This window comes from Pseudomonas sp. PA-7-1E, assembly GCF_021605325.1.
Taxonomy (GTDB): Bacteria; Pseudomonadota; Gammaproteobacteria; order Pseudomonadales; family Pseudomonadaceae; genus Aquipseudomonas; species Aquipseudomonas fluorescens_BV.
Genome location: NZ_WKFA01000026.1, coordinates 33277 through 56645, shown reverse-complemented (window position 1 = coordinate 56645; position 23369 = coordinate 33277). Strand labels below are relative to the sequence as shown.

At 61.5% G+C, this 23369-nt stretch carries 14 protein-coding genes and 2 riboswitches; of the genes, 7 read left to right on the top strand and 7 right to left on the bottom strand.

Features of this window, described 5'->3' with window-relative positions; translation table 11 throughout:
- Window positions 1–118: 118 nt before the first annotated feature.
- On the bottom strand, window positions 119–3829 hold the full coding sequence (metH, locus tag GIW79_RS17665; protein WP_236454625.1) for a methionine synthase: 3711 nt from the start codon (window positions 3827–3829) through the stop codon (window positions 119–121).
- Window positions 3830–3996: 167 nt separating this feature from the next.
- Here metH and GIW79_RS17660 point away from each other — a divergent pair, with 167 nt between their 5' ends.
- Window positions 3997–6288 carry a fatty acid cis/trans isomerase gene (locus tag GIW79_RS17660; protein ID WP_236454627.1) on the top strand — a complete coding sequence of 764 codons (2292 nt, stop codon included), beginning with the start codon at window positions 3997–3999 and terminating at the stop codon, window positions 6286–6288.
- 82 nt (window positions 6289–6370) lie between these two features.
- Window positions 6371–7393, top strand: coding sequence for an acyltransferase family protein (locus GIW79_RS17655; RefSeq protein WP_054897511.1), 1023 nt, complete (start codon window positions 6371–6373; stop codon window positions 7391–7393).
- A 17-nt stretch (window positions 7394–7410) separates the two neighbouring features.
- Here the strand turns inward: GIW79_RS17655 and GIW79_RS29835 are convergent, their stop codons facing one another.
- Entirely contained in the window at window positions 7411–8217 is an 807-nt protein-coding gene (locus tag GIW79_RS29835) for an SET domain-containing protein (RefSeq protein ID WP_371262631.1), read from the bottom strand.
- Between the two features lie 3759 nt (window positions 8218–11976).
- Here GIW79_RS29835 and nfuA point away from each other — a divergent pair.
- Window positions 11977–12561 (top strand): Fe-S biogenesis protein NfuA, encoded by a 585-nt coding sequence (gene nfuA, locus GIW79_RS17645; protein WP_003190728.1) that lies wholly within the window; start codon window positions 11977–11979, stop codon window positions 12559–12561.
- Between the two features lie 210 nt (window positions 12562–12771).
- Here the strand turns inward: nfuA and cobM are convergent, their stop codons facing one another.
- The 4 genes from cobM to GIW79_RS17625 all read right to left on the bottom strand — a co-directional run bounded on the left by cobM (window position 12772) and on the right by GIW79_RS17625 (window position 14882).
- Complete coding sequence (cobM, locus tag GIW79_RS17640) at window positions 12772–13518, bottom strand: precorrin-4 C(11)-methyltransferase (RefSeq protein WP_198791218.1); 747 nt, start codon at window positions 13516–13518, stop codon at window positions 12772–12774.
- A gap of 70 nt (window positions 13519–13588) precedes the next feature.
- A complete protein-coding gene (locus tag GIW79_RS17635; RefSeq protein ID WP_236454687.1) occupies window positions 13589–13981 on the bottom strand; it encodes a cobalamin biosynthesis protein in 393 nt (130 codons plus the stop codon).
- On the bottom strand, window positions 13978–14682 hold the full coding sequence (locus GIW79_RS17630; RefSeq protein ID WP_197901097.1) for a CbtA family protein: 705 nt from the start codon (window positions 14680–14682) through the stop codon (window positions 13978–13980). Before GIW79_RS17630 ends, GIW79_RS17635 begins: the two co-directional genes overlap by 4 nt.
- Window positions 14683–14693: 11 nt before the next feature.
- Window positions 14694–14882 (bottom strand): CbtB domain-containing protein, encoded by a 189-nt coding sequence (locus tag GIW79_RS17625; protein ID WP_003190735.1) that lies wholly within the window; start codon window positions 14880–14882, stop codon window positions 14694–14696.
- A 97-nt stretch (window positions 14883–14979) separates the two neighbouring features.
- Window positions 14980–15192, bottom strand: a riboswitch (cobalamin riboswitch).
- Window positions 15193–15233: 41 nt separating this feature from the next.
- A riboswitch (cobalamin riboswitch) is annotated at window positions 15234–15433 on the top strand.
- Window positions 15434–15526: 93 nt separating this feature from the next.
- Here GIW79_RS17625 and cobW point away from each other — a divergent pair.
- From cobW to GIW79_RS17605, 4 genes are all read left to right on the top strand, one after another.
- Entirely contained in the window at window positions 15527–16588 is a 1062-nt protein-coding gene (gene cobW / locus GIW79_RS17620) for a cobalamin biosynthesis protein CobW (RefSeq protein ID WP_236454684.1), read from the top strand.
- 2 nt (window positions 16589–16590) lie between these two features.
- A complete protein-coding gene (cobN, locus tag GIW79_RS17615; protein ID WP_236454681.1) occupies window positions 16591–20352 on the top strand; it encodes a cobaltochelatase subunit CobN in 3762 nt (1253 codons plus the stop codon).
- Between the two features lie 152 nt (window positions 20353–20504).
- On the top strand, window positions 20505–21509 hold the full coding sequence (locus GIW79_RS17610; RefSeq protein WP_236454678.1) for an ATP-binding protein: 1005 nt from the start codon (window positions 20505–20507) through the stop codon (window positions 21507–21509).
- 53 nt (window positions 21510–21562) lie between these two features.
- Window positions 21563–22165, top strand: coding sequence for a vWA domain-containing protein (locus tag GIW79_RS17605; RefSeq protein ID WP_034126054.1), 603 nt, complete (start codon window positions 21563–21565; stop codon window positions 22163–22165).
- A 168-nt stretch (window positions 22166–22333) separates the two neighbouring features.
- Here GIW79_RS17605 and GIW79_RS17600 read toward each other — a convergent pair whose 3' ends face one another.
- Window positions 22334–23281: a DUF1853 family protein gene (locus GIW79_RS17600; protein ID WP_236454675.1), complete on the bottom strand. Its 948-nt coding sequence runs from the start codon at window positions 23279–23281 to the stop codon at window positions 22334–22336.
- Window positions 23282–23369 lie beyond the last annotated feature (88 nt).

Here is a 23369-nt window from a genome sequence, read left to right as displayed (position 1 = left end):
TAAAACCGGTTGTGCTGAGCTGCCGGTTCAGCGGACCGAGAATCGGTCCGACACAGGAAATCGCATTGAGTCATCGTAGGTGCGGTAAACGGTTACCGCAGCCAGTAGCAGCGTTACCTCAGTTGTCGTAGCCCAGATTCGGCGCCAGCCAACGCTCCGTCACGCTCAGGTCCTGGCCTTTGCGTGCCGTGTAGCTGGTGACCTGATCCTTGTCGACCTTGCCCACGGCGAAGTACTGCGCCTGTGGGTGGGCAAAATACCAGCCGCTGACCGCTGCCGCCGGGAACATTGCGTAGTGCTCGGTGAGGAACACGCCGCTGCGACCAGCGTGCATTTCGCGGGCTTCGGGGTCGAGCAGTTGGAACAGCTGGGCTTTTTCGGTGTGATCCGGGCACGCCGGGTAGCCGGGGGCAGGGCGTATGCCGCTGTATTGCTCCTTGATCAGCGCCTCGTTGTCCAGTTGCTCGTCCTTGGCGTAGCCCCAGTGTTCTTTACGCACTTGCTGGTGCAGCCATTCGGCGCAGGCTTCGGCCAGGCGGTCGGCGAGGGCCTTGACCATGATCGAGTTGTAGTCATCGCCCGCGTCCTGGTAAGCCTTGGCCACTTCCTCGGCACCGATGCCGGCGGTGGTGATGAACCCACCGATGTAATCGGTCACGCCGCTGTCCTTGGGGGCGACGAAGTCGGCGAGGGAGAAGTTCGGTTTGCCGTCGGTCTTGATGATCTGCTGGCGCAGGTGGTGCAGCCTGGCAATAGGCTGGCCGTCGTCGCCGTAGACTTCCAGGTCGTCATCCTGCACTTGGTTGGTCGGCCAGAAACCGAACACCGCACGGGCGCTGATGAGTTTCTCGTCGATCAACTTCTTGAGCATTTCCCGGGCATCGGCATACAGCGCGGTAGCCGCTTCACCTACCACCTCATCGGTGAGGATGCGCGGGAACTTGCCGGCCAGGTCCCAGGAGATGAAGAACGGCGTCCAGTCGATGTACTCGGCCAGGACGTTGAGGTCGATATTGTCCAGTACCCTGGCGCCGGTAAAGGTTGGCACCACCGGGGTGTAGCTGCTCCAGTCGAACTGCGGCTTCTTGGCGATTGCCGCCGGGTAGCTCAGGCGCTCGGTGCGCGCACTGCGGTTGGAGGTGCGCTCACGTACGTCGATGTATTCCAGGCGGGTCTTCTCGACGAAACCGGCCTTCAATTCCTTGGACAGCAACTGGGTGGCCACGCCCACGGCGCGGGAGGCGTCGGTGACGTAGATCACCGCGTCGTTGCTGTACTTGGGCTCGATCTTCACCGCCGTATGCGCCTTGGAGGTGGTGGCGCCACCGATCATCAGTGGCAGGTGGAAATCCTGGCGCTGCATTTCGCGGGCCACGTGCACCATTTCATCCAGGGACGGGGTGATCAGACCGGACAGGCCAATGATGTCGCATTTCTGCTCCTTGGCTACCTGCAGGATTTTTTCCGCTGGCACCATCACGCCCAGGTCGACGATGTCATAGCCGTTGCAACCGAGCACCACGCCGACAATGTTCTTGCCGATGTCATGCACGTCGCCCTTGACCGTGGCCATCAGGATCTTGCCCTTGGCTTCGGGTTTGTCGCCTTTTTCCAGCTCGATGAACGGAATCAAGTGCGCCACCGCCTGCTTCATCACCCGGGCGGATTTCACCACCTGGGGCAGGAACATCTTGCCGGCGCCAAACAGATCGCCAACGATGTTCATGCCCGACATCAGCGGGCCTTCGATCACTTCGATCGGGCGTGCGAACGACAGGCGCGACTCTTCGGTGTCTTCGACGATGTGCGTGGTGATGCCCTTGACCAGCGCATGTTCCAGGCGCTTGTTCACCTCCCAGCCACGCCATTCCTCGGTCTCGGCTTCCTTGACGCTGCCGTCGCCCTTGTACTTGTCGGCAATGGCGAGCAGGGCGTCGGTGCCTTCGGGTGTGCGGTTGAGTACCACGTCTTCGACGGCGTCGCGCAGCTCGGCGGGGATCTGGTCGTAGATCTCCAACTGGCCAGCGTTGACGATACCCATGGTCAGGCCCGCACGGATCGCATGCAGCAGGAACACCGAGTGGATCGCTTCGCGCACCGGGTTGTTGCCGCGGAACGAGAACGACACGTTGGACACGCCACCGGAGGTCAGCGCATACGGTAGTTCGTCGCGGATATAGGCACAGGCGTTGATGAAATCGACTGCATAGTTGTTGTGCTCTTCGATACCGGTGGCGACCGCGAAGATGTTCGGGTCGAAGATGATGTCTTCCGGCGGGAAGCCCACTTCATTGACCAGGATGTCGTAGGAGCGTTTGCAGATTTCTTTCTTGCGCGCTTCGGTGTCGGCCTGGCCGGCTTCGTCGAACGCCATCACCACCACCGCTGCGCCGTAGCGCTTGCACAGCTTGGCGTGATGAATGAACTGCTCCACGCCTTCCTTCATGCTGATGGAGTTGACGATGCCCTTGCCCTGGATGCACTTGAGGCCCGCTTCGATCACCTCCCACTTGGAGGAGTCGATCATGATCGGTACGCGGGAGATGTCCGGCTCGCCGGCGATCAGATTGAGGAAGGTCACCATGGCCTTCTTCGAATCCAACATGCCTTCGTCCATGTTGATGTCGATCACCTGGGCGCCGGCTTCCACCTGCTGCAGGGCGACTTCCAGGGCTTCGGTGTAGTTGTCTTCGCGGATCAGGCGGGCGAACTTGGCCGAGCCCGTGATGTTGGTACGTTCGCCGACGTTGACGAACAACGAACTGCGGTCGATGGTGAAAGGCTCCAGGCCCGACAGGCGGCAAGCCTTGGGAATATCCGGGATCGAGCGCGGCGCGTAACCGGCCACAGCCTTGGCGATGGCTTCGATATGCCCAGGCGTGGTGCCGCAGCAACCGCCGACGATGTTCAGGAAGCCGCTTTGGGCGAATTCTTCGATGACCTTGGCGGTTTCTGACGGCAGTTCGTCGTACTCGCCGAATTCGTTGGGCAGACCGGCGTTGGGGTGCGCCGACACATGGGTGTTGGCCTTGTTCGACAACTCCTCCAGGTAGGGGCGCAGTTCACTGGCGCCAAGGGCGCAGTTCAAACCGACCGAGATCGGCTTGGCGTGCGCCACGGAGTTCCAGAACGCTTCGGTGGTCTGGCCCGACAGGGTACGGCCGGACGCGTCGGTGATGGTGCCGGAGATCATGATCGGCAGTTCCACGCCCAGTTCCTCGAACACCCCTTGCACGGCGAAAATCGCGGCCTTGGCGTTAAGGGTGTCGAAGATGGTTTCGATCAGGATCAGGTCGGCGCCGCCTTCGATCAGGCCCTTGGTGGCTTCGGTGTAGTTTTCCACCAGCTCATCGAAGGTCACGTTGCGGTAGCCGGGGTTGTTCACATCCGGCGACAGCGAGCAGGTACGGCTGGTCGGGCCCAGTACACCGGCGACAAAACGCGGCTTGGCCGGGTTCTCGTGGGTTTTGGCGTCGGCCACCTTGCGCGCCAGGCGTGCGCCTTCCACGTTCAGTTCATAGGCCAGTTCTTCCATGCCGTAGTCGGCCATGGAGATACGCGTGGCGTTGAAGGTGTTGGTTTCAAGAATGTCGGCGCCGGCGTCCAGGTAGGCTTTTTCAATGCCGCCGATCACGTCCGGGCGGGTCAGCACCAGCAGGTCGTTGTTGCCCTTGACGTCGCTTGGCCAATCGGCGAAGTGTTTGCCACGGTAGTCCTGCTCCTCGAGCTTATAGCTCTGGATCATCGTGCCCATGCCACCGTCCAGGATCAGGATACGTTCCTTGAGGGCTTGGTGAAGGGCTTGCAGGCGAGCGCTACGATCGGGCATGGGACTACTCTGGTCAGGCATTACGGAGGGCGTGAATCATAGCAAACCTGTGCCGATTTGGAGCATGTCCGGGTTGTGCATGAATATCGCTCATGTTGCTGGCGGTCATGGCCCGGTAGAATCACCGCCATTTCACAGACCGCACGCCTTGAATCGGGACCCGATACATGTCACTTCGTTTGATCGTCAGCGCCGTCCTGGCCTTGATAGCCAGTACTGCGCAGGCAGAGGGTCCCGCTTCGGCGATTTCCTATACCCGCGATATCCAACCGATCTTCACCGAGAAATGCGTGGCCTGCCACGCCTGCTACGACTCCGCCTGCCAGCTCAACCTCGGGAGCGCCGAGGGCGCCGCACGCGGGGCAAGCAAAATGCCGGTGTATGACGGCGAGCGCAGCCAGGCCACGCCAACTACGCGGTTGTTTTATGACGCATTCGGTAAGCAGGCGTGGCAGCAGAAGGGCTTCTATTCGGTGCTGGACGCCCAGGGCAGCCAGGCTGCGCTGATGGCGCGCATGCTGGAGCTGGGGCACAACGCGCCGCTGGCGCCCAATGCCAAGCTGCCCGACAACATTGTGCTGGGGCTCAACCGCGAAAATATGTGCGCAACGCCCGGCGAGTTCAATGCCTATGCCGGCGCTCACCCCAAGGAAGGCATGCCGCTGGCGGTCACCGGCCTGACCGATCAGCAGTACCAGACTTTGCAACGCTGGCTGGCCTCCGGCGCGCCGATTGACGAGCAGGGCCTGGCGCCGAGCGCCAGGGAAGCGTTGCAAGTGCAACAGTGGGAAAACCTGTTCAACCAGCCGGGCGCCCGGGAAAGCCTGGTGGCGCGCTGGCTGTTCGAGCATTTGTTCCTGGCGCATATCTATTTCGAGAACGGCGAGCCGGGGCATTATTTCCAGTGGGTGCGTTCGCGTACGCCCAGTGGCCAGCCGATTGACCTGATCGCCACCCGTCGCCCCAACGACGACCCCGGCACCCAGGTGTACTACCGCCTGTGGCCGGTGCAGGGCGTGGTCGTGCATAAAACCCACATCACTTACCCCTTCAGCGCGGCGAAGATGGCGCGGATCAAGGCATTGTTCTACGCCGCCGACTGGCAAGTCACGGCCTTGCCAGGCTACGGCCCCGGCAGCCGCGCCAACCCGTTCGCGACATTCGAAGCCATCCCGGCTAAAGCGCGTTACCAATTCATGCTCGATAACGCTGAGTACTTCGTGCGTACTTTCATTCGCGGGCCGGTGTGCCGTGGGCAGATCGCCACGGACGTGATCCGCGATAACTTCTGGACGCTGTTCCAGGACCCCGACCACGATCTGTACGTCACCGATGCGCGTTATCGCGGCCAGGCCACGCCGTTGCTGGCCATGCCCGGGCAGAATGACGACGTGGGCAGTGTGCTGAGCCTGTGGCTGGCCTATCGCGACAAGCGCAACCAGTACGAAGCCTTGCGCCGTGACAACTATGCAGACCTGCCGGCGCCGAGCTGGTCGACATTGTGGGCGGGCAATGACAATGCCTTGTTGAGCATTTTCCGCCATTTCGACAGCGCTTCGGTGACCAAGGGCCTGATTGGCGAGGTTCCGCAGACGATGTGGCTGTTCGACTACCCACTGCTGGAACGCACCTATTACCAGTTGGCGGTGAATTTCGATGTGTTTGGCAACGTCTCGCACCAGGCCCAGACCCGCCTGTATTTCGACCTGATCCGCAACGGTGCCGAGCAGAACTTCCTGCGCCTGATGCCCGCCGACACCCGCGAAGACTTCATGGACGACTGGCACCAGAACAGCGGCAAGCTCAAGCTGTGGCTGGACTACGAAGCGATTGACGATGACAAGGCCAGTGGGTTGCACCTGAGCGAAAAAGACCCCAAGCGTGACTTCGCCAACCAGTTGCTGACCCGCTACGGCCATTTGAACGCCAGCCCCGACCCGATCAACCGCTGCAGCGGCGCGTTCTGCTCCCGCGACGGCATCGACCCGGCCTTGCAGGATGCCGAACAAGCGCTGAGCCGCCTGACCTCGCGGCCGGCGGCAGGGCTCAAGGTGATCGAGCAATTGCCCGAAGCCACGATGCTGCGCATCGAAACTGCCAGCGGCAAGCGCGAGGTCTACAGCCTGCTGCGCAACCGTGCCCACAGTAACGTGGCGTTCCTGCTGGGAGAGGCGTATCGCTATCAGCCGGGCCTGGACACTGTGACCATTTACCCTGGCGTGCTCAGCAGCTACCCGAACTTCATGTTCAATATACCGGCCCGGCAAGTGCCTGAGTTTGTCGCGCTGATGGAGCAGGCCAAGGACGCCAAGAGCTTCGAGAAAATCGTCGACCGCTGGGGTGTGCGGCGCAGCCATCCGTTGTTCTGGCAGTATTTCCACGACTTGTCGCAGTACATCCGCGAAACCACGCCGGTGGAAGAGGGTGTATTGGACATGAACCGCTATGAGAACCTATAACGAAGTGCATTGATCCGGTCATTTCTCCATGTGGGGCTGAAGCAGTCGGATATTTACCTACAGATTGGAAAGGGGTAGGCCGATGCTGATTTCAGTGCAGTTGTTGCGCGCGTTGGCTGCATGGGTGGTGGTGGGTCACCATGTCATGCAGCTGTTTTTCAACTTCGAGGCCCACAACGCCTTCGAGGACCTGTTGGTCGAAAAGGGCGGCGCCGGGGTGGACGTATTCTTCGTCATCAGTGGCTTGGTGATTTTCCTCGCGAGCGCCGATAAAGCGCTCACGCCCTGGCGCTTCATGCTGATGCGCGTGGCCAGGATTGCTCCGGCGTACTGGTTCTATACCGTGCTTTTGGCTGTGCTGGTCACGGTCATGCCCTGGATGTTTCCAGACGTTCAGCTAGAACTGGGTCATGCGCTCCTGTCGATGCTCTTTATTCCCGCGCAAAACCCGGCGGGCTACGGCGTGTATCCACTGCTGGATGTGGGCTGGACACTGAATTTCGAGATGCTGTTCTACTGCCTGTTTGCTGTTGCGCTGCTGGTGCGTGAAGCCTATAGGCTCTGGGTGGTGGCGGTACTGCTGTATCTGCTGTGCTACGTCATTGGCCCCGCCTTTGACTTGGCCGATGGGTTTTACCGTAATGACATTGCTCTGGAATTTCTCATGGGCATGGCAATCGGCATACTTTACCGCCGCGGTCTGTGCCGAGCCAGGCCTTGGCTGGCGTTGCTGGGTGTCGTCGCGGCATTGGCAGCGATTTACCACGGCGCGGATGTACCCCGAGTATTGGAATGGGGAGTGCCCAGCGCCGTGTTAGTGATCAGTTGTGTGGCGCTGGAGCCTTACTTCCATGGTTCGCGCTTGATAAAACTGCTGGGGGACTGCTCCTACTCGGTCTATCTGCTTCACGTACTGGTGCTGTGTGCTGGGCGCTGGGCCATCGAACACAGGGCAATAGACCCCTACGCAATGATACCGGTGTGCATCGCCGTCATTGCGCTGGGCGCCTTGGCCAGTTATCAAGTGTTGGAGCAGGCTACGCATCGCAGGCTCAAACATTGGTTTGGCATTGATGATGCGTTACCCATAAGGCAAAAGCATTAGGACTGCTGTTTGGCGGCTCAGGGCCTCACGTACTTCCAGTAGGCTTTCCCATAGTCCATCAGCAACTCGGTCCCGGCAGGGATGTCCCGCCAAGCGACTATAAACACCATGTATTTGCCTACGTACAGGGCGCCGACATTTTCGATGCCAACGTCGGGCAGGTTGGGCACCTTGACCGCATTGATCAGGCTCAGCGTATTGCTGTTACCGTGGCCGCTGATAGTCGCGCCATGAGTGTGGGTTTGGAATAAGTACGTGCCGACGGCCGCTTCACCTTTTTCCAGTATCTCGGTATTGAGCGAGGCTTGATTCAAGTGCACCTTGCCGGTGTACGGCCCAATGACATCAAAACGTTTTATATCGGTTCGGGCCACCACCGACAGGCCACGCTCCGGGCCCTCGGCCAGTTTCCTGACCTCCAGCAGTCGATCGAGTCTGCGATGATGGTTGCCTTCTTTAGAGATCCAGTCGCGGATACTCTTGGTTGCAGCCTCTTTGACTTCGACGTGTTGCAGCCCTGTGAACTCGTCAAAAAACTGGTTGGCGTCGGTGATCTCTATGTTTTGCAACGGACCTTCAAGTTCAAGGGTCAAGCTGCGCCTGACGTCGTTGGGGTCTTGCAGAATTGGCGCATTATTGTTGATTTTATGATCAAAAGACGCGGTGATTGAAGTGGATCGGCGCCGCGTGGTTGCGGTGTCGTCCTCCAGGCGCGGACGTTTTGAGCTGCTTGCGGTGGGCGGCGCAGGCCGCTTCCTGGCCACAGGCTCGTCCAGCGGGCTTCTTTGTCCGAACAGCCACCTTTCTCTACCGGCGCGGGTCATGCTGCCATTGTCATTGACGTAGTTGCTCCAGATAACCGGATTGAGGTTGTTCTGCTCGACAAATGCGTGCATGGACACCCTTGAATTGGGGGCGTTGTAGTGCTTGTTCCACTCTTGCAGGTGTTCGGGTTTCAGGTCGTCGAATTGTTCACCCCTGGCGTATTTGGCCAGTACCTTGCCTGCCGCTCTATAGGTGCCATCAAGGTTTACATGCTCGGCAAGGGCCACCGGGTCCAGGTTATGGTCGGCGGCGAAGCCCTCAAGGGTGAGGCTGTTGCGCTCGCGCTGGGACGCCTTGCTCCAGTGCTCCATATGCTCGTAAGTGACGCTGGTGCGGGCGGTTCCCGCGCGGTCTAGCATCTTTAGCCCCCGAGGTGTCAGGGTGTTGCGGCTGTTGACGAACTGCCGAAAGGCGCTGGGGTCCAGGTTGTAAGTGCTGACGAACTTGTCCATGGTTTTTTTCAGGGCGTCTTCACTGGCTTCGGTCCATTTCAACAGCACTGAGGGCGTTACAACGCTTGGCGCATCCGGCGCGCCGCCCGTGAGCTTGATCGGGCCTGAATACCAATGACCGGGTTCCACCGACGACAGCGTGATCGACAAATCCCGGTTGGTCCTCGGATTGACCAGCACGATAGAAAAGCTGTTGTCGGCGCTCGTGGCGGCCTCCTGAATGAACCCATAGGAGTTGTCGCGGATCTGGTACACCGCGATTTTGCCCTTGTCATCGACATTACAGATGAACTTCTGGTTGTAGTCCGCCCGGGAGAAGATACCGCGCGCGTCGGGCTTGAGGCCTCTGATCAACTCTGGGTCAACCGCGTACTGACGGATCAACGGGCTGCTGTTGCTGATGACCGTGATCGGTTCTCTAAAACGCGGCCCGAAGGCTTGGTTGGACGCGGTATCGATCAAGCGATAATCCGGCGCCTCGAGGCTGCCGACGTTGCGCATTGGGACATTGGCGAAGCCGTCCACGGTAAACAGTTGATCGCCCGCTTGCAGCGGCTTCCAGCTGTCAGGGTCGACCGAGCGCATATGCCTTGCGGCGATCGCCCCATCTCGCAGTTGGGCGATACCCCGTTGTGCATGGCGCATCAGTTTGTGGCCCAGCTTGAGCAAACCAAAGCGCGCGAGCCTGAGCAGGCTTGGTAGGGCGGCCAGGGGGTTGAGTTCCTGGAGTGTGGCGATCACCAGTTTTCCGGTCAGTTTCGCCAGTTTAGGCAATGCCAGGCGTAGCCCGGTTTTACCCGCCTGGATGAGCAAGCGAGTCGAGCCAGCCACATACCGCCCCACCGGCAGCGCGAAAGCCACGATGTCGATGAACAGGCTGGCGACGCCGGATTTGATGCGCTGAGGATCGCCGGAAGCGATGTCGTCGATGCCGCCCCAGAACGGCACAAATATCTTGCCCCAGAACGCCAAGTCTTCGAGTACCTCAGCGGGGATGTCTACTTCCCGTGTGGCTTTACGGGTTTTTTCCAGCAGGGCCTGTTCGTCGCAGAAAAACAGCTCGCGGGCAATCATGCTCGCCAGGGTTTCACTGCGCGGCGCATACAGCGTGTTGGGCGCGAACGATTGGATACGCGGCCCTGCGTCGATGGCAGGCAGTGTCTCGCCGACTTGTTCAACGATCAACTCGGCTTTTTTGCCTGGTCTGGGCGCTTTGTTCTCGCGGTAGGCCTCGCGATCAAATGGCACGTCGGTGGCCAATCGGTATTTGCACCAGCTCATGGCGTCGCGTAGCTCTACCACTTTGCCGTTCAGCGGTAGGCTTTGCAGGTCTTTACGTCGACGCAGCAGACCGGCGAAGGGGAATACCTCGATGTAAATGGCATGGAAGGGCGAGCGGGGCTTGACGATGCGTAGGATAAAACCTGTCCGGTAACGAATGGCATCGGTCTTGGCTTTGGTTTCATATTCGATGGGCACCTTTTTCAGGGCTTCTCTTAATGAATACACGGTGATCTCGTCCTGATCCACATTCAGAGTCGCGCTGCCCAGGTGGGCAAGCAGTGATTGGATTAAGGTCTTATAGGCGTTTCTCGGCACCTGGAGGGCTTCGTGAAAGGCTTTGTCGTACTCCGTGTCCGAGGCAAAGCGCCAACGGCTGGGCAGCTTGAGTTTGAGGTTCTGAACCGCGTTGAACATCTCATATTCATGCTGCTCCAGTGCAGTGACGGCCTGGGTGAGCTCGTCGCGGGAGTGGCCCGACGATCGGTTGGCGATCAGGCCGTTGGCCTGTGCCCATTGCACGGTGGGGCCCAATTTGGCCGCTGCGACCAGTGCCTGTTGTTTGATGTCATCGCCACTGGCGCGAAAGTGTTCCGCCGCCAGGTTGAGCAATTGTTCGAAACTCATGTGGCGCGATGAACCAGGTGCAATCGTTTCGGCCAGCAGAAAGCCGCTTCTGAAATTGACCCAGGTACTGGTTGCAGCGTAGGGCAGGTCATCGGGAATATCGGCCACCCACACTTCACTGGCGACATTGGCCTTGATCACGCACACGGCCAATAGCGCTGCGTCAGTGCTGATCGACAAGTCGTGGTGATAGCGGCTGATCAGGTTTTGGCGGATCGCCTTATAAGATGCCCCTGGCGAGATGAATAACTTCAATTCGTTATCCACCGGCGAGTCGGGGTTGGGGATGATCGTCAGCCACAGCGCGCGCCATAGTAATTTCACCCGTACCGGGTCTGGGCAGATTTCGTCCTTTTGGCTGCCATACCAGTCCAAGGCCTTGGCGATCCGTTCGCCCAGCGCCAGGTTATCGGGGCTATTGAGCAATTGCTCAAGCAGCACGGTGGGGGTGGTGGTGAGCATGTCTTGCTGTGAGGCGGTAAATGTTTCGGGCAATACATGACGGAACAGCGATTGACGTGTTTGTGTCTCGATCTGGCGGATAACCTCCTTGATTTTCTGGTCGGCGGGCGCATCCAGCAAGTGCTGCAAATCGCTGAGGTCGCCTTCGTGCCCGAGTTTTTTCAGGGTGTGGTGTTCCTGCAAGCCAGCGAGAACCGCTTTCCACTGTTCGCGGGTTTTGGGCTGTGACGGGATGATCGAGTAATACTTGAGCACCAGGTCAAACCGCACCGAGCCATCACTTTTAAGGCCGTTACCCACACGCCGGTTGATATCCAGCAACACGTCGGCGTCGATGTACCAATAGGTGGGTATATGGCGCAGGATCACCGAATGGTCGGCGATGCTGAACGTCTCGGCAGGGTCGGGTATCGGTGCGCGCACGCTGCTGAGCATGGTGGAGAGCAGGTCGTAAAGAAAGTCCCGGCCGAGAATGGAAGCATCTGGTTCGGGCTTTTCCCGCAAGAACTGCTGAAAGTCTTCATCGGCTTCCAGCTTTGCCAAGACACGAAAGGCTTCCTTGCATTCGCGATGCAGTTCGCTGTTGTGCGGCGGGGAGTAGTACACCTCGGCGGCGGATGCCGTCAGCGAGCTTTGTGCCGTCACGAAATCAATCAGATGGTCCAGATGCGCTTGCTGTTCCGGCAAACCCTTGAAATAGAAACTCTGCAACGCGTTATTCATTCAATCCTCACAATCCGTAGTCGAAGAGGATTCACTCTATTGAGCCGGGTTTTGCGGGGGGGCTATATAGGTAGGCACAGGTTTTCGCAGAAATGGCCAGGTGTCACGATGCGTCAGGTCAACAGAGACAAGTCTTTCCCGACAAAAATACTAGGACTTTGTACCTGCGTAATAATTTGGCGTAAACTGCGGGCAAGCCTGTGAGGAGTTTCCATGACTGCCATAACCATTACCGACGCCGCCCACGATTACCTGGCTGACCTGCTGTCCAAGCAGAACACCCCAGGTATCGGCATCCGCGTCTTTATCACCCAGCCCGGCACCCAGTACGCAGAGACCTGCATCGCGTATTGCAAGCCCGGCGAAGAAAAGCCTGAAGACACCGCGCTGGGGCTCAAAAGCTTCACCGCGTATATCGACGCCTTCAGCGAAGCCTTCCTGGACGACGCCGTGGTCGACTACGCCACCGACCGTATGGGCGGCCAGTTGACCATCAAGGCCCCCAACGCCAAGGTGCCGAACGTCAACGCCGACAGCCCGGTCAATGAGCGCATCAACTATTACCTGCAAACCGAGATCAACCCGGGGCTGGCCAGTCATGGCGGCCAGGTGAGCCTGATCGACGTGGTGGATGACGGTATCGCCGTACTGAAGTTCGGCGGCGGCTGCCAAGGCTGCGGCCAGGCGGACGTAACCCTGCGCGAAGGTATCGAGCGCACCCTGCTCGAACGCATTCCGGAGCTCAAGGGTGTACGTGACGTGACCGACCACACGCAGAAAGAAAACGCCTACTACTGAGCAAGGTTTTCACTGCGAACATAAAAAACGGCGCCCCGTGAGCGCCGTTTTTTATTATTTAAATTCAGAGAGTTGCAAGATATATCTGACAAAGCAGATCAAGTGTGGGAGCTGGCTTGCCTGCGATGGCGGTGTGTCAGTCATCCGACCCGCTGACTGTTACACCGCCATCGCAGGCAAGCCAGCTCCCACATTGTTGTTCGCATTGCTTCAGGGGCGGTAGAGGTGCGCATGCCCTGCGCGGTACAGCGACGACTCGCTGAAACTGTCACTGGACAACACCCAGCCCACCACAATCAACGCTGTCCGCCGAAACCCCTTCGCCGCGACTTTCTGGGCAATGTCACTCAGCGTACCGACCACCCAATCCTGATCCGGCCAGGTGGCACGGTGTACCACGGCAATCGGGCAGTCTGCGCCATAGTGCGGCAACAGTTCAGCAACGATCTTCTGCAGATGATTGACCCCCAGATGAATCGCCATCGTGGTGCCATGTCGCGCCAGGCTGTCGAAGTCTTCACCGGGGGGCATGCTGGTTTTATCGGCGTAACGGGTCAGGATCACGCTTTGGGCGATGTCCGGCAGGGTCAGTTCGGTCTCCAGCAAGGCCGCGCACGCCGCGACCGCCGTGACCCCTGGAATGATCTGGAAAGGGATGCCCAGCTCACGCAAATGGCGTATTTGTTCACCAATCGCCCCATACAGGCTGGGATCGCCGGAGTGCACCCGCGCCACATCCTGGCCTTTGGCATGGGCCGTCTTGATCAACTCCATGATCTGTTCCAGGTGCAGCTCGGCACTGTTGACCACCTGAAGCGCCTGATGACCTTCCAGTACGGCGGCGGGCACCAGCGAGCCGGCGTAGATGATCACCGGGCAACTGCGGATCAGCCGCTGGCCCTTGACGGTGATCAATTCCGGGTCGCCGGGGCCGGCGCCGATAAAGTAGACGGTCATGGAGAAGTCCTGTTCAGAAACGCGTGAGCATGAACACGGCTCATGCTCAAAAGCGGCAATTATCGGGATTTTAGCCCGCGCAGGCCAATGCAATGGTGGCCTGTGCGCTTTTCTGGCGGGTGATCAGCAGGCGCGCAGGGCCATTGGACAGGTGCTCGGCCAGGGCCAGGGCGGCGCTTTCGGCCACCCCGTAACAGCCGGTATGGGCAAACGCCAGCGTTGAGCGATGACTTAGCCGATGCTCATAGCCCGCCAGTTGCTCGGCGCTGAAGCACTGCAAGGGCAGGTTCAACCGCTGGGCCAGCGCCAGCAGCCCAGGTTCATCGCGCTTGCGATCAATGCTTGCCAGCGCAGTTATGCGTGAGCGATCAATGCCTGCCGCGGCCAGGGCTCCGTCCAGCAACGCCAGCAGGCTGTGAACCTCACAGCCACGCTGGCAGCCCAAACCGACAACCAGGATCATGCCGAGTATTGGTCGTCGCGGTTGCGGCGGAACAACCAGGCGCTGATCAGGCCCAGGGCCAGCCAGAAGGCGACGTTGGTCAATTGCGAGGCGATCTTGAACTGCGCTTCGAGCGCCTCCGGGGCCAGCATCGAATGTACCTCAGGTTGCGGCGCGCCGATGACGTGGGGTACGGCAAGGATCGCCAGCCCAAGGCCTTTCAACAGCCAGTTGCGGCCGAACACGATCAGCGCCAGGCCGGCGGCGGTGGAGGCTGCGGTGCCGATCCACCAGGTCTGGCGTAGCGTCAGGTCAGCCGCCGCAGTGCCCGGCAGTTCCGGTGGCAGGCCCAGGGTGGGTGCCAGTACAAAGGTCGCGTAGCCGGCCAGGCCCCAGAGCAGGCCTTGGGCGGTGCGGGTCGGCGCACGCAGCGTGTAGAGGCCGGCGAGCATCAGTGCAAAGCCTACGGCCACCACCAGGTTGCCTCCAGTGGTGGACAACACACGCTGCCAGCCATCTTCCGGCTCCCAGGCTTGGGCATCGTGGCTGTGGGCAGCAGCGCCAGCGGCGTGCTCGTGCACCACTTCAGCGGCTGGCGGGGCTTTTTCAAAGCTTTCCGCCTGCAGGATCAGCGGTGCCACCCAGAAACTTTGCAGCAGGGTCAGCAGCAAGGCAGCCAAAAGCCCAGTGAACCCTGCGGTTTGCGCAATACGCTTGATCATGTCGGCAGCTCTCAATGGCACGGGAACGCGGCGCTGTGGCGGGTATCGTGGGCGGCGTTGTGCACCGCCTCGATATGCGAGAACCCGGCGAAATACACCAAACACGCGCCGAGTATCGACGCACCGATGGCGGCGGTCAGGCGTTGGCTGAGGGTGGCGGTGCTAGTAGCGGTGTGCGAAGTGCTGCTGATGATCGACATGGCGCGTCCCTTTCAGGTGTCAGGGTGAAACGAGCGCATGAAAACCCCACGCGCCAGGCACGCAGGGTTCTGAACAGCGCCCGCCCACCGCGGGTTTGTTATCTGAATTTTTCGGGCCGGTCTCCGGGCTTGCGAGGGGCGGCTCTTGAAAGAGTCCTCCTGAAAGCATCGCCTTCCCATGCAAAAGCACAGTGGCCGTGACGCTTCGCTCGCTTACCGTTGCGGGGGCAGCACCGGACTGGTCATAGGTCTATGACGCACCGGTTTCCCGTTTCACCCTGTGAAGGGCACCCGAAACAAGGCGTGTAGGAGAGCATGGGCCGGGACGGTAGTCAAATGCTGCAAGCCACTGTAGCCTTGCACCTTCGAGGTTCTTCGGCCCAGGCCGAAGCTAAGAAGGGAACGCGGTTCAAGCCGCGGCTGCCCCCGCAACTGTGAAGGGTTCAGTTGACTGCCACGCCACTGCCGATAGGGCGGGAAGGCGCAGTCAGCGTTGGTCGCAAGACCTGCACACCCCAAGCCAGGAGACCTGCCTCGCAACCGATTTTCCAATTCAACCGGGCGGGGTGATCCGGTGACGAAATCCGCTGCTGCGCGCTGCCGCAGGGCCTGTCGTCCCGTATGCCCGCCCCAAAGGGCATCCGATGAAAACACTGGCCAAACTCCCCGTCACCATCGTTACCGGCTTCCTTGGCTCGGGCAAAACCACGCTGTTGCGCCATATGCTCGACAACGCCCAGGGCCGTCGCATTGCGGTGATCGTCAACGAGTTCGGCGAGCTGGGCATCGACGGTGAAATCCTCAAGCAGTGTTCTATCGGTTGCACCGAAGAAGAGTCCAATGGCCGCGTCTACGAGCTGGCCAACGGTTGCCTGTGCTGCACCGTGCAGGAAGAGTTCTTTCCGGTGATGCGCGAACTGGTCGCCCGTCGCGGTGACCTGGACCATATCCTCATCGAAACCTCGGGCCTGGCCCTGCCCAAGCCGTTGGTGCAAGCCTTCCAGTGGCCGGAAATCCGCAGCGCCTGTACCGTTGACGCGGTGATCACCGTAGTCGACAGCCCAGCCGTGGCCGCCGGTACCTTTGCCGCCTTCCCGGACCAGGTCGACGCCCAGCGCAAACTCGACCCTAACCTGGACCACGAATCACCCTTGCACGAACTGTTCGCCGACCAACTGGCCAGCGCTGACCTGGTGATCCTCAACAAAGCCGACCTGATCAGCGCCGAAGACCTGGCCCGTGTGCGACTGGAAGTGGCCGAAGAACTGCCGCCGGCGGTGAAGGTCATCGAAGCCAGCAGCGGCCGCCTGCCGCTGGACGTGTTGATCGGCCTCGGTGCCGGCTCCGAAGAGCATATCGACGCTCGCCACAGCCATCACGATCAGCACCATGAAGGCGAAGACGACCACGACCACGACGCGTTCGACTCCATCTCCATCGACTTGCCGCAAGCCGACGAAGCCCTGTTGCTCGACGCCCTGACTCAATTGGTGGTGCAGCACGGCATCCTGCGGGTGAAAGGTTTCGCCGCGATCCCCAACAAACCGATGCGCCTGCTGATCCAGGGTGTGGGCACGCGCTTTGACAAACACTTCGACCGTGCCTGGGGCGCTGACGAAGCACGCACCACGCGCCTGGTGCTGATCGGCCAGGAACTGGACGCCGCTGGCCTCGAAGCGCAATTGCGCGCTGCCCTCAGCGTTTAACCATGCACCTGCTCAGGACCCAACCCGGTGGTTTCGTCGCGGACGACAATATTGCCGACCTTGGCCAGACCCCCGCTGAACTGGTGATCCTGTGCAGCGGCGACTCCAGCCTGGCGCTGCTCGCCGAAGCCGCCCAGCAATTGCCCGAGGATTACCCCAGCCTGCGCCTGGCCAACCCGATGCAGGTGCAGAACCATGCCTCGGTCGACCTGTACGTGGACGAGGTATTGCGCCACGCCAAGGTCATCCTGCTGTCATTGCACGGCGGTATCGGGTATTGGCGCTACGGCATCGAGCGCCTGGTGGAGTTGGCCGAACGTGGCGTCACCCTGATCCTGGTGCCGGGTGACGACCGTCCGGACCCGGAACTCAGCGGCCTGAGCACTGTTGCTGCCGAACACCGCGAGCGCCTGTGGCACTTCCTGCGCCAAGGTGGCCTGGGCAATGCCCTGGATTTTTACCATTGCCTGGCCAGTACCCACTTGGGCCGGGACTATGCCTGGACCGAGCCGCAAGCGCTGCCGCGCACGGCGATCTATCACCCGCACAACGCCAATGCCCGCCTCAATGACTGGCAGGCCGATTGGCACGCTGATTGGCCCGTGGCTGCGGTGCTGTTCTACCGCTCCCATTTACAGGCGGCCAATACCGGTTTTATTGATGTGTTCTGCCAGCGCTTACAGGCGGCGGGCCTCAACCCCTTGCCTATCGCGGTGGCCAGTTTGAAAGAACCCGGCTGCCTCTCGGTGGTCGAGGACCTGTTGGATGACGTGCAAGCCGCGGTAATTCTGAACACCACCGGCTTTGCCCAATCGAGCCCAGAAGCGCCGCATTTGCGCCCGTTTCGCCGCAATATCCCGGTAATCCAGGCGATCTGCGCCCAGGACAACCAACCCGGCTGGCAGGCCAGCGAACAAGGCCTGGGGCCCCGCGACCTGGCGATGCATATCGCCTTGCCGGAGCTGGACGGGCGCATCATCAGCCGGCCGATCAGTTTCAAGGACCTGGCCTGGCGCAGCGAGCGCAGCCAGTCGGACGTGGTGTGCTACCGCGCAGCGCCCGAACGCATGGATTTTGTCGCTGAGCTGGCACGCCGTTGGGTCGAGTTGGCGCGGGTGCCCAATGCCCAGAAAAGGATTGCGTTGATCCTCGCCAACTACCCGACCCGCGACGGTCGCATCGGTAACGGCGTGGGCCTGGACACCCCGGCGGCAGCGCTGAATATCCTGCGCGCCTTGCAAACCGAGGGCTACCCGGTAGCGGAGCGGCTGCCCGACAGCGGCACCGCACTGATCCACGAACTGCTCGGCGGCGTCACCAACGACCTCGACAGCCTCGACCTGCGCCCCTGCCATCAAAGCCTGGGCCTTGTGGAATACCAGGCGATGTTTGATCGTTTGCCGGCCTCCAATCGCCAGGCCGTGCTGGCGCGTTGGGGTGCCCCGCAAAACGATCCGATGTGCCGCGATGGCCGCATGATGATCGCCGGCCTGCGCCTGGGCCTGACCTTCGTCGGCATCCAGCCGGCCCGGGGTTACCAGGTAGATGCCAGCGCGGTGTACCACGACCCGGACCTGGTGCCGCCCCATGGCTACCTGGCGTTCTATTTCTGGCTACGCCATACCTACCGCGCCCACGGCGTGATCCATGTGGGCAAGCACGGCAACCTGGAGTGGCTGCCCGGCAAAGGCGTGGGCCTGTCGGAGCACTGCTGGCCGGATGCATTGCTGGGGCCGCTGCCGAATGTCTACCCGTTTATCGTCAACGACCCGGGTGAGGGCGCCCAGGCCAAGCGGCGCACCCAGGCGGTGATCATCGACCACCTGATGCCACCGCTGACCCGCGCCGAAACCTACGGCCCGCTGCGTGACCTTGAGTTATTGGCCGACGAATATTACGAGGCGCAATTGCTCGACCCGCGCCGTGCGCTGGAGCTGCAAAAAGACATCCTCAAGCTGGTGCGCGAAACCCGTATCGACCAGGAGCTTGAACTGGGCAGTGAGGCGGACGCGGCGGTGTGGCTGCCGCGCCTGGATACCTACCTGTGCGACTTGAAGGAATCGCAGATCCGCGATGGCCTGCATATCTTTGGCGAGTCGCCCGAGGGCCGTTTGCGTATCGACACCTTGCTGGCGCTGTTGCGCATTCCCCGTGGCGATGGCCGGGGCCCGCAGTCGAGTCTGCTGCGTGTGTTGGCCAAGGCATTCGACCTGGGGTTTGATCCGCTCGATTGTGCACTGGCCGAGCCCTGGACGGGGCGGCGCCCGTTGGTGTTGCAGAAGATTGACGATCAGCTGTGGCGTACGGCCGGGGATACCCGTGAACGTCTGGAGTTGTACGCGGCGCGCTTGATCGAGCAGGCATTGGAAGGCCCCATCGAACAGTTGGAAGAGCCCGGCTGGCAGGAGGTGAAGTCGGTGATCGAAAGCCTGCGCATTGTCGTCGCGCCACGCCTGGATGCTTGCGGCCCCGCAGAGATGCGCGGCTTGCTCGATGCCTTGAATGGGCGTTTCGTCCCGGCCGGGCCCAGCGGTGCGCCGAGTCGCGGTCGGCTGGATGTGCTGCCTACGGGGCGTAACTTCTTTACCGTGGACGTACGCAACCTGCCAACCACCACGGCGTGGCGTCTCGGATTCCAGTCGGCCAACCTGATTCTTGAGCGGCACCTGCAAGACCATGGCGACCACTTGCGCCAACTCGGCCTGTCGGTATGGGGTACCGCGACCATGCGCACCGGCGGTGACGATATCGCCCAGGCCATGGCGCTGATGGGCGTGCGCCCGGTATGGGCCACTGGCAGTCAGCGGGTGGACGATTTCGAGATCCTGCCGATCAGCTTATTGGACCGTCCGCGTGTGGACGTGACCCTGCGCGTGTCCGGGTTCTTCCGCGATGCGTTTGCCAACCTGATCCGCCTGTTCGATGCGGCGGTGCAGGCGGTGGCGGCCCTGGATGAACCCGACGACATGAACCCGCTGGCCGCCAAAGTGCGCAGTGAACGCCAAGCATTGCTTGAGGCGGGCCTGGATGAAGGTGCCGCGGCCAAGCAGGCCGGCTGGCGCATTTTCGGTGCCAAACCGGGTGCCTATGGCGCAGGCGTGCAGGGCGCGATTGACGGGCGCTTGTGGCAGAGCCGCGAGGACTTGGCCGAGGTCTACCTGAACTGGGGTGGCTACGCCTACGGGGGGGTTGACGAAGGCACTGCGGCCCGCGAGCAATTTGCCCAGCGTTTGAGCCAGGTGCAGGCGGTGTTGCAGAACCAGGACAATCGCGAGCACGACTTGCTCGACTCCAACGACTACTACCAATTCCAGGGCGGCATGCTGGCCGCCGTGGAAACCCTGAGCGGCGAAAAGGCCGCCAGCTACCATGGCGACCACAGCCAGCCGGACGTGCCGAAAATCCGCACCTTGAAGGAAGAGCTCAACCGGGTGATCCGTTCCCGTGCGGCCAACCCCAAGTGGATCGAAGGTGTGAAGCGCCATGGCTATAAAGGCGCGTTTGAAATGGCCGCGACTGTGGACAACCTGTTCGCCTTCGACGCTACCACCGCGCTGATTGACGATCACCAATACGCCTTGCTCGCCGATGCCTACCTGTTGGACCCTGACACCCGTGCCTTTGTGCAACAGCACAACCCCGATGCCCTGCGCGACATGACCGAACGCATGCTCGAAGCCCAGCAACGTGGCTTGTGGCAGGCACCGGGGGCGTACCGCGAAGCCTTGGAAAACCTGTTGCTGGACATAGAAGAAGACGGCTGAGTGCTCGTTCCCGCGCTCCGCTGAGCGTTGATCATTCCCACGCTCCGCGTGGGAATGCAGCCCGTGACGCTCTGCGTCACAAGAACGGACGCCGAGCGTCCAGCGAAGCGTTCGCACGCGGGAGCGTTGGAGCGCGTTATTAAGAGTTGACTATGACTGATATTCCCCATTTTCCGCTGTCCGCCGTGGTCGGCGCCGATGACTTGAAGCTCGCGCTGTGCCTGGCCGCCATCGACCCGAAGATCGGCGGCGTGCTGATCGAAGGGCCACGGGGCATGGCCAAGTCCACTCTGGCCCGTGGGCTGGCAGACCTGTTGGCCAGCGGGCAGTTTGTCACTTTGCCCTTGGGCGCGACCGAAGAACGCCTGGTCGGCACCCTGGACCTGGATGCCGCGCTGGGCGAAGGCCGCGCGCAATTCTCCCCTGGCGTGTTGGCCAAGGCCGACGGCGGCGTGCTGTACGTGGATGAAGTCAACCTGCTGGCCGACCACTTGGTGGACCTGTTGCTGGACGTAGCCGCCAGCGGCACCAACCTGATCGAACGCGACGGGATTTCTCATCGCCATGCGGCGCGCTTTGTACTGATTGGCACCATGAACCCGGAGGAGGGCGAGCTGCGCCCGCAGTTGCTCGACCGCTTCGGCTTCAACGTGGCATTGAGCGGGCAAACCTTGCCCTCCGAGCGCGGGCAGATCATTCGGCGTCGCCTGGATTTCGACACTGACCCGGCGGCGTTCTGCGCGCAGTGGGCGCCAGCGCAAGCTGCCTTGCGCGAACGCTGCACCCTGGCGCGGGCACGGCTAGACAGTATCGCCCTGGATGACCAGGCGTTGGCCCACATCACCGAGCGCTGCTTTGCCGCTGGGGTCGACGGCCTGCGTGCCGACCTGGTCTGGTTGCGTGGCGCCCGTGCCCATGCGGCGTGGCGTGGCGCTGTCGCTATTGAGCAGGAAGATATCGACGCGGTGGCGGAGTTCGCCTTGCGCCATCGACGTCAGCAGCAAGCGCCTGCAGGCGCGCCGCCCCCGCCGAATGACGGGCCGTCATCGTCACCCTCCGACACCTCGCCCGGCCAAGGCCAGTGGGGCGATATGCCCGCACCCGCCTTGCCCACGGGCGCCCGCCGCGATGTACCCACCTGGCCAAAAAAGCTCTAGGCATCCGCCCCCGAGCTGACACGGGGGCGGATGCCCGGCCCCAGGCGGGGCGATTGAACACTGGCCGGCAGGGCAAGGCCCGCAGCGCACAGCGCGGGGCGATCAATTGGCCGGGCACGTTGCTGGGTGGGCGGCCGCAATGCCGTGAGGACCTGCTGTTCCACCTGCGCAGCCGGTCGGCTCCTGAACTGTGGCTGGTGATTGTCGATGCCTCGGCGTCCACGCGGCGCCATCGGGCACTGACCGATGCCAAGGGGCTGCTGGCCCAGCTGTTTGATGATGCTTATCGCCAACGGGCGCGCATGGCGTTATTGACGGCCAGCGGGCAATCGCCGAAGTGGCAGGTGCAAGGTTTGAAGGCGGCGAAAGGCTTGTCCGATTGGTTGGAGCAGTTGGGAGCGGGCGGCGGGACGCCGTTGCTGGCTGCGCTGACCGAGGCGGGGCATTGGTTGGCGGCGCGACGCAAGCGCTATCCTGCCGAGCAACAGAAGTTGCTGGTGGTGACCGATGGGCGGCTAAAGGCGATGGGCGCGCTGCCCCGATTGGAGTGTCCAGGCATGTTGATTGACATCGAGCGTGGGCCGATCAGGTTGGGGCGGGCTGAGGAATTGGCGGTGGGGTTGCAGTTGGAGTATCAGCACATCGATAAGCTGTAGCGCCTGGGCTATCGCCATCGCAGGCAAGCCAGCTCCCACATGGAATCGGCGCTTCGGTCAATTCTGTAGGAGCGAGCTTGCTCGCTCCTACAAAAGGCAAGCCAGCGGCGCGGTCAAACTGTGGGAGCTGGCTTGCCTGCGATGAGGCCCTCAAACACCCCACACCTATCAGCCTGTCCCCGGCACATTCGGCCAAAGATCAGCCACCAGAAACAACCGCTCAGCTTCCTCCCACTCCTCACCGTTCGCCACCATGCGCACCAGCAACTGCGCCGGGGCCATTGGGTCTAGCTCTGCCAGCCAGTCTTGCATCTGCACCTCACTCCACACTTCATCGGCCGGGTAATGCGCGGGCGCCAGCCAGGCATGGCGGGGCAGGGGTTGCCAGCGACCCTCTGGGCGGGTGCTGACAAAGTCTGTCCAGTCGCGCTGATGCAACCAGCGCCCACGCAGATGCTGCGGGTGTGCGCCTAGGGGGGAGAGCGCCGCGCCGGGCCAGGGGTAGAGCAGATAGCCACCGAGCCACAAGTGCGCATCGAACGCTTGGATATCCAACGCCGCCAAGGCCTCGCGGCTTTCTGCCCGCGCGGAGATTGGCAATTGATGCTCGGCCAGATGCGCGAGTTTGCGGTCCAGCCGATCATGGCAGCCAGGCCCCAGCCATTGCGTAGCGTCCTGGCCGTTGCCGTCCTGCGGGCCGAGGTAGAGTTTGATCGCCAGTTCCAGGTGGTGCACCCCATCGCGGTCGCGCAGCAGCATGTCCAGTTCGCCCAGCGTGTGCCCGGCACGGCGGATCGGCAGGTTGGCGGCCAGCAACTCCACACCCGGCGCCTGCTGCACCGCAAATTGCCACAAGCGCTCGTAGTACAGGCCCAGGCGCCGGGTACGTGACAGGCTCAGCCACTGCTGCAGCGTGCTGCTGTCCTGGTCCAGCTGACGCAGCCAGGCTTCGAGTTGGTGAGGGGCTTGCACCCAGTCACTGCCCGCCAGCGGATGGCGCTGCGGCCAAGGCGTCTGCGCCAGCATCGGCGGCGCGAGCATCACCCACGCCAGGTCGCGCACCTCGGGGTGGCGCAGTTGGCGGGGCAGGGTGTGCAAGTCGGGGAATGGGGTCATGGTCCGAGCATAGCCTTTTCAGTGTGCAGAAGGTGCCTGAGAACCATTGTCATCAAGGCTTGGCGGCGACAAAGGATTTTGCCTGAGA

What these genes read in the sequence shown, in the direction of transcription:
- GIW79_RS17625 (WP_003190735.1), bottom strand. Translation starts at nt 14,882, where the DNA reads ATGTCGATCATCAGCAGCACTTCGCACACCGCTACTAGCACCGCCACC.
- GIW79_RS17600 (WP_236454675.1), bottom strand. Translation starts at nt 23,281, where the DNA reads ATGACCCCATTCCCCGACTTGCACACCCTGCCCCGCCAACTGCGCCAC.
- GIW79_RS17610 (WP_236454678.1), top strand. Translation starts at nt 20,505, where the DNA reads ATGACTGATATTCCCCATTTTCCGCTGTCCGCCGTGGTCGGCGCCGAT.
- GIW79_RS17655 (WP_054897511.1), top strand. Translation starts at nt 6,371, where the DNA reads ATGCTGATTTCAGTGCAGTTGTTGCGCGCGTTGGCTGCATGGGTGGTG.
- cobW (WP_236454684.1), top strand. Translation starts at nt 15,527, where the DNA reads ATGAAAACACTGGCCAAACTCCCCGTCACCATCGTTACCGGCTTCCTT.
- GIW79_RS17660 (WP_236454627.1), top strand. Translation starts at nt 3,997, where the DNA reads ATGTCACTTCGTTTGATCGTCAGCGCCGTCCTGGCCTTGATAGCCAGT.
- cobM (WP_198791218.1), bottom strand. Translation starts at nt 13,518, where the DNA reads ATGACCGTCTACTTTATCGGCGCCGGCCCCGGCGACCCGGAATTGATC.
- GIW79_RS17630 (WP_197901097.1), bottom strand. Translation starts at nt 14,682, where the DNA reads ATGATCAAGCGTATTGCGCAAACCGCAGGGTTCACTGGGCTTTTGGCT.
- GIW79_RS17635 (WP_236454687.1), bottom strand. Translation starts at nt 13,981, where the DNA reads ATGATCCTGGTTGTCGGTTTGGGCTGCCAGCGTGGCTGTGAGGTTCAC.
- GIW79_RS29835 (WP_371262631.1), bottom strand. Translation starts at nt 8,217, where the DNA reads ATGACCCGCGCCGGTAGAGAAAGGTGGCTGTTCGGACAAAGAAGCCCG.
- cobN (WP_236454681.1), top strand. Translation starts at nt 16,591, where the DNA reads ATGCACCTGCTCAGGACCCAACCCGGTGGTTTCGTCGCGGACGACAAT.
- metH (WP_236454625.1), bottom strand. Translation starts at nt 3,829, where the DNA reads ATGCCCGATCGTAGCGCTCGCCTGCAAGCCCTTCACCAAGCCCTCAAG.
- nfuA (WP_003190728.1), top strand. Translation starts at nt 11,977, where the DNA reads ATGACTGCCATAACCATTACCGACGCCGCCCACGATTACCTGGCTGAC.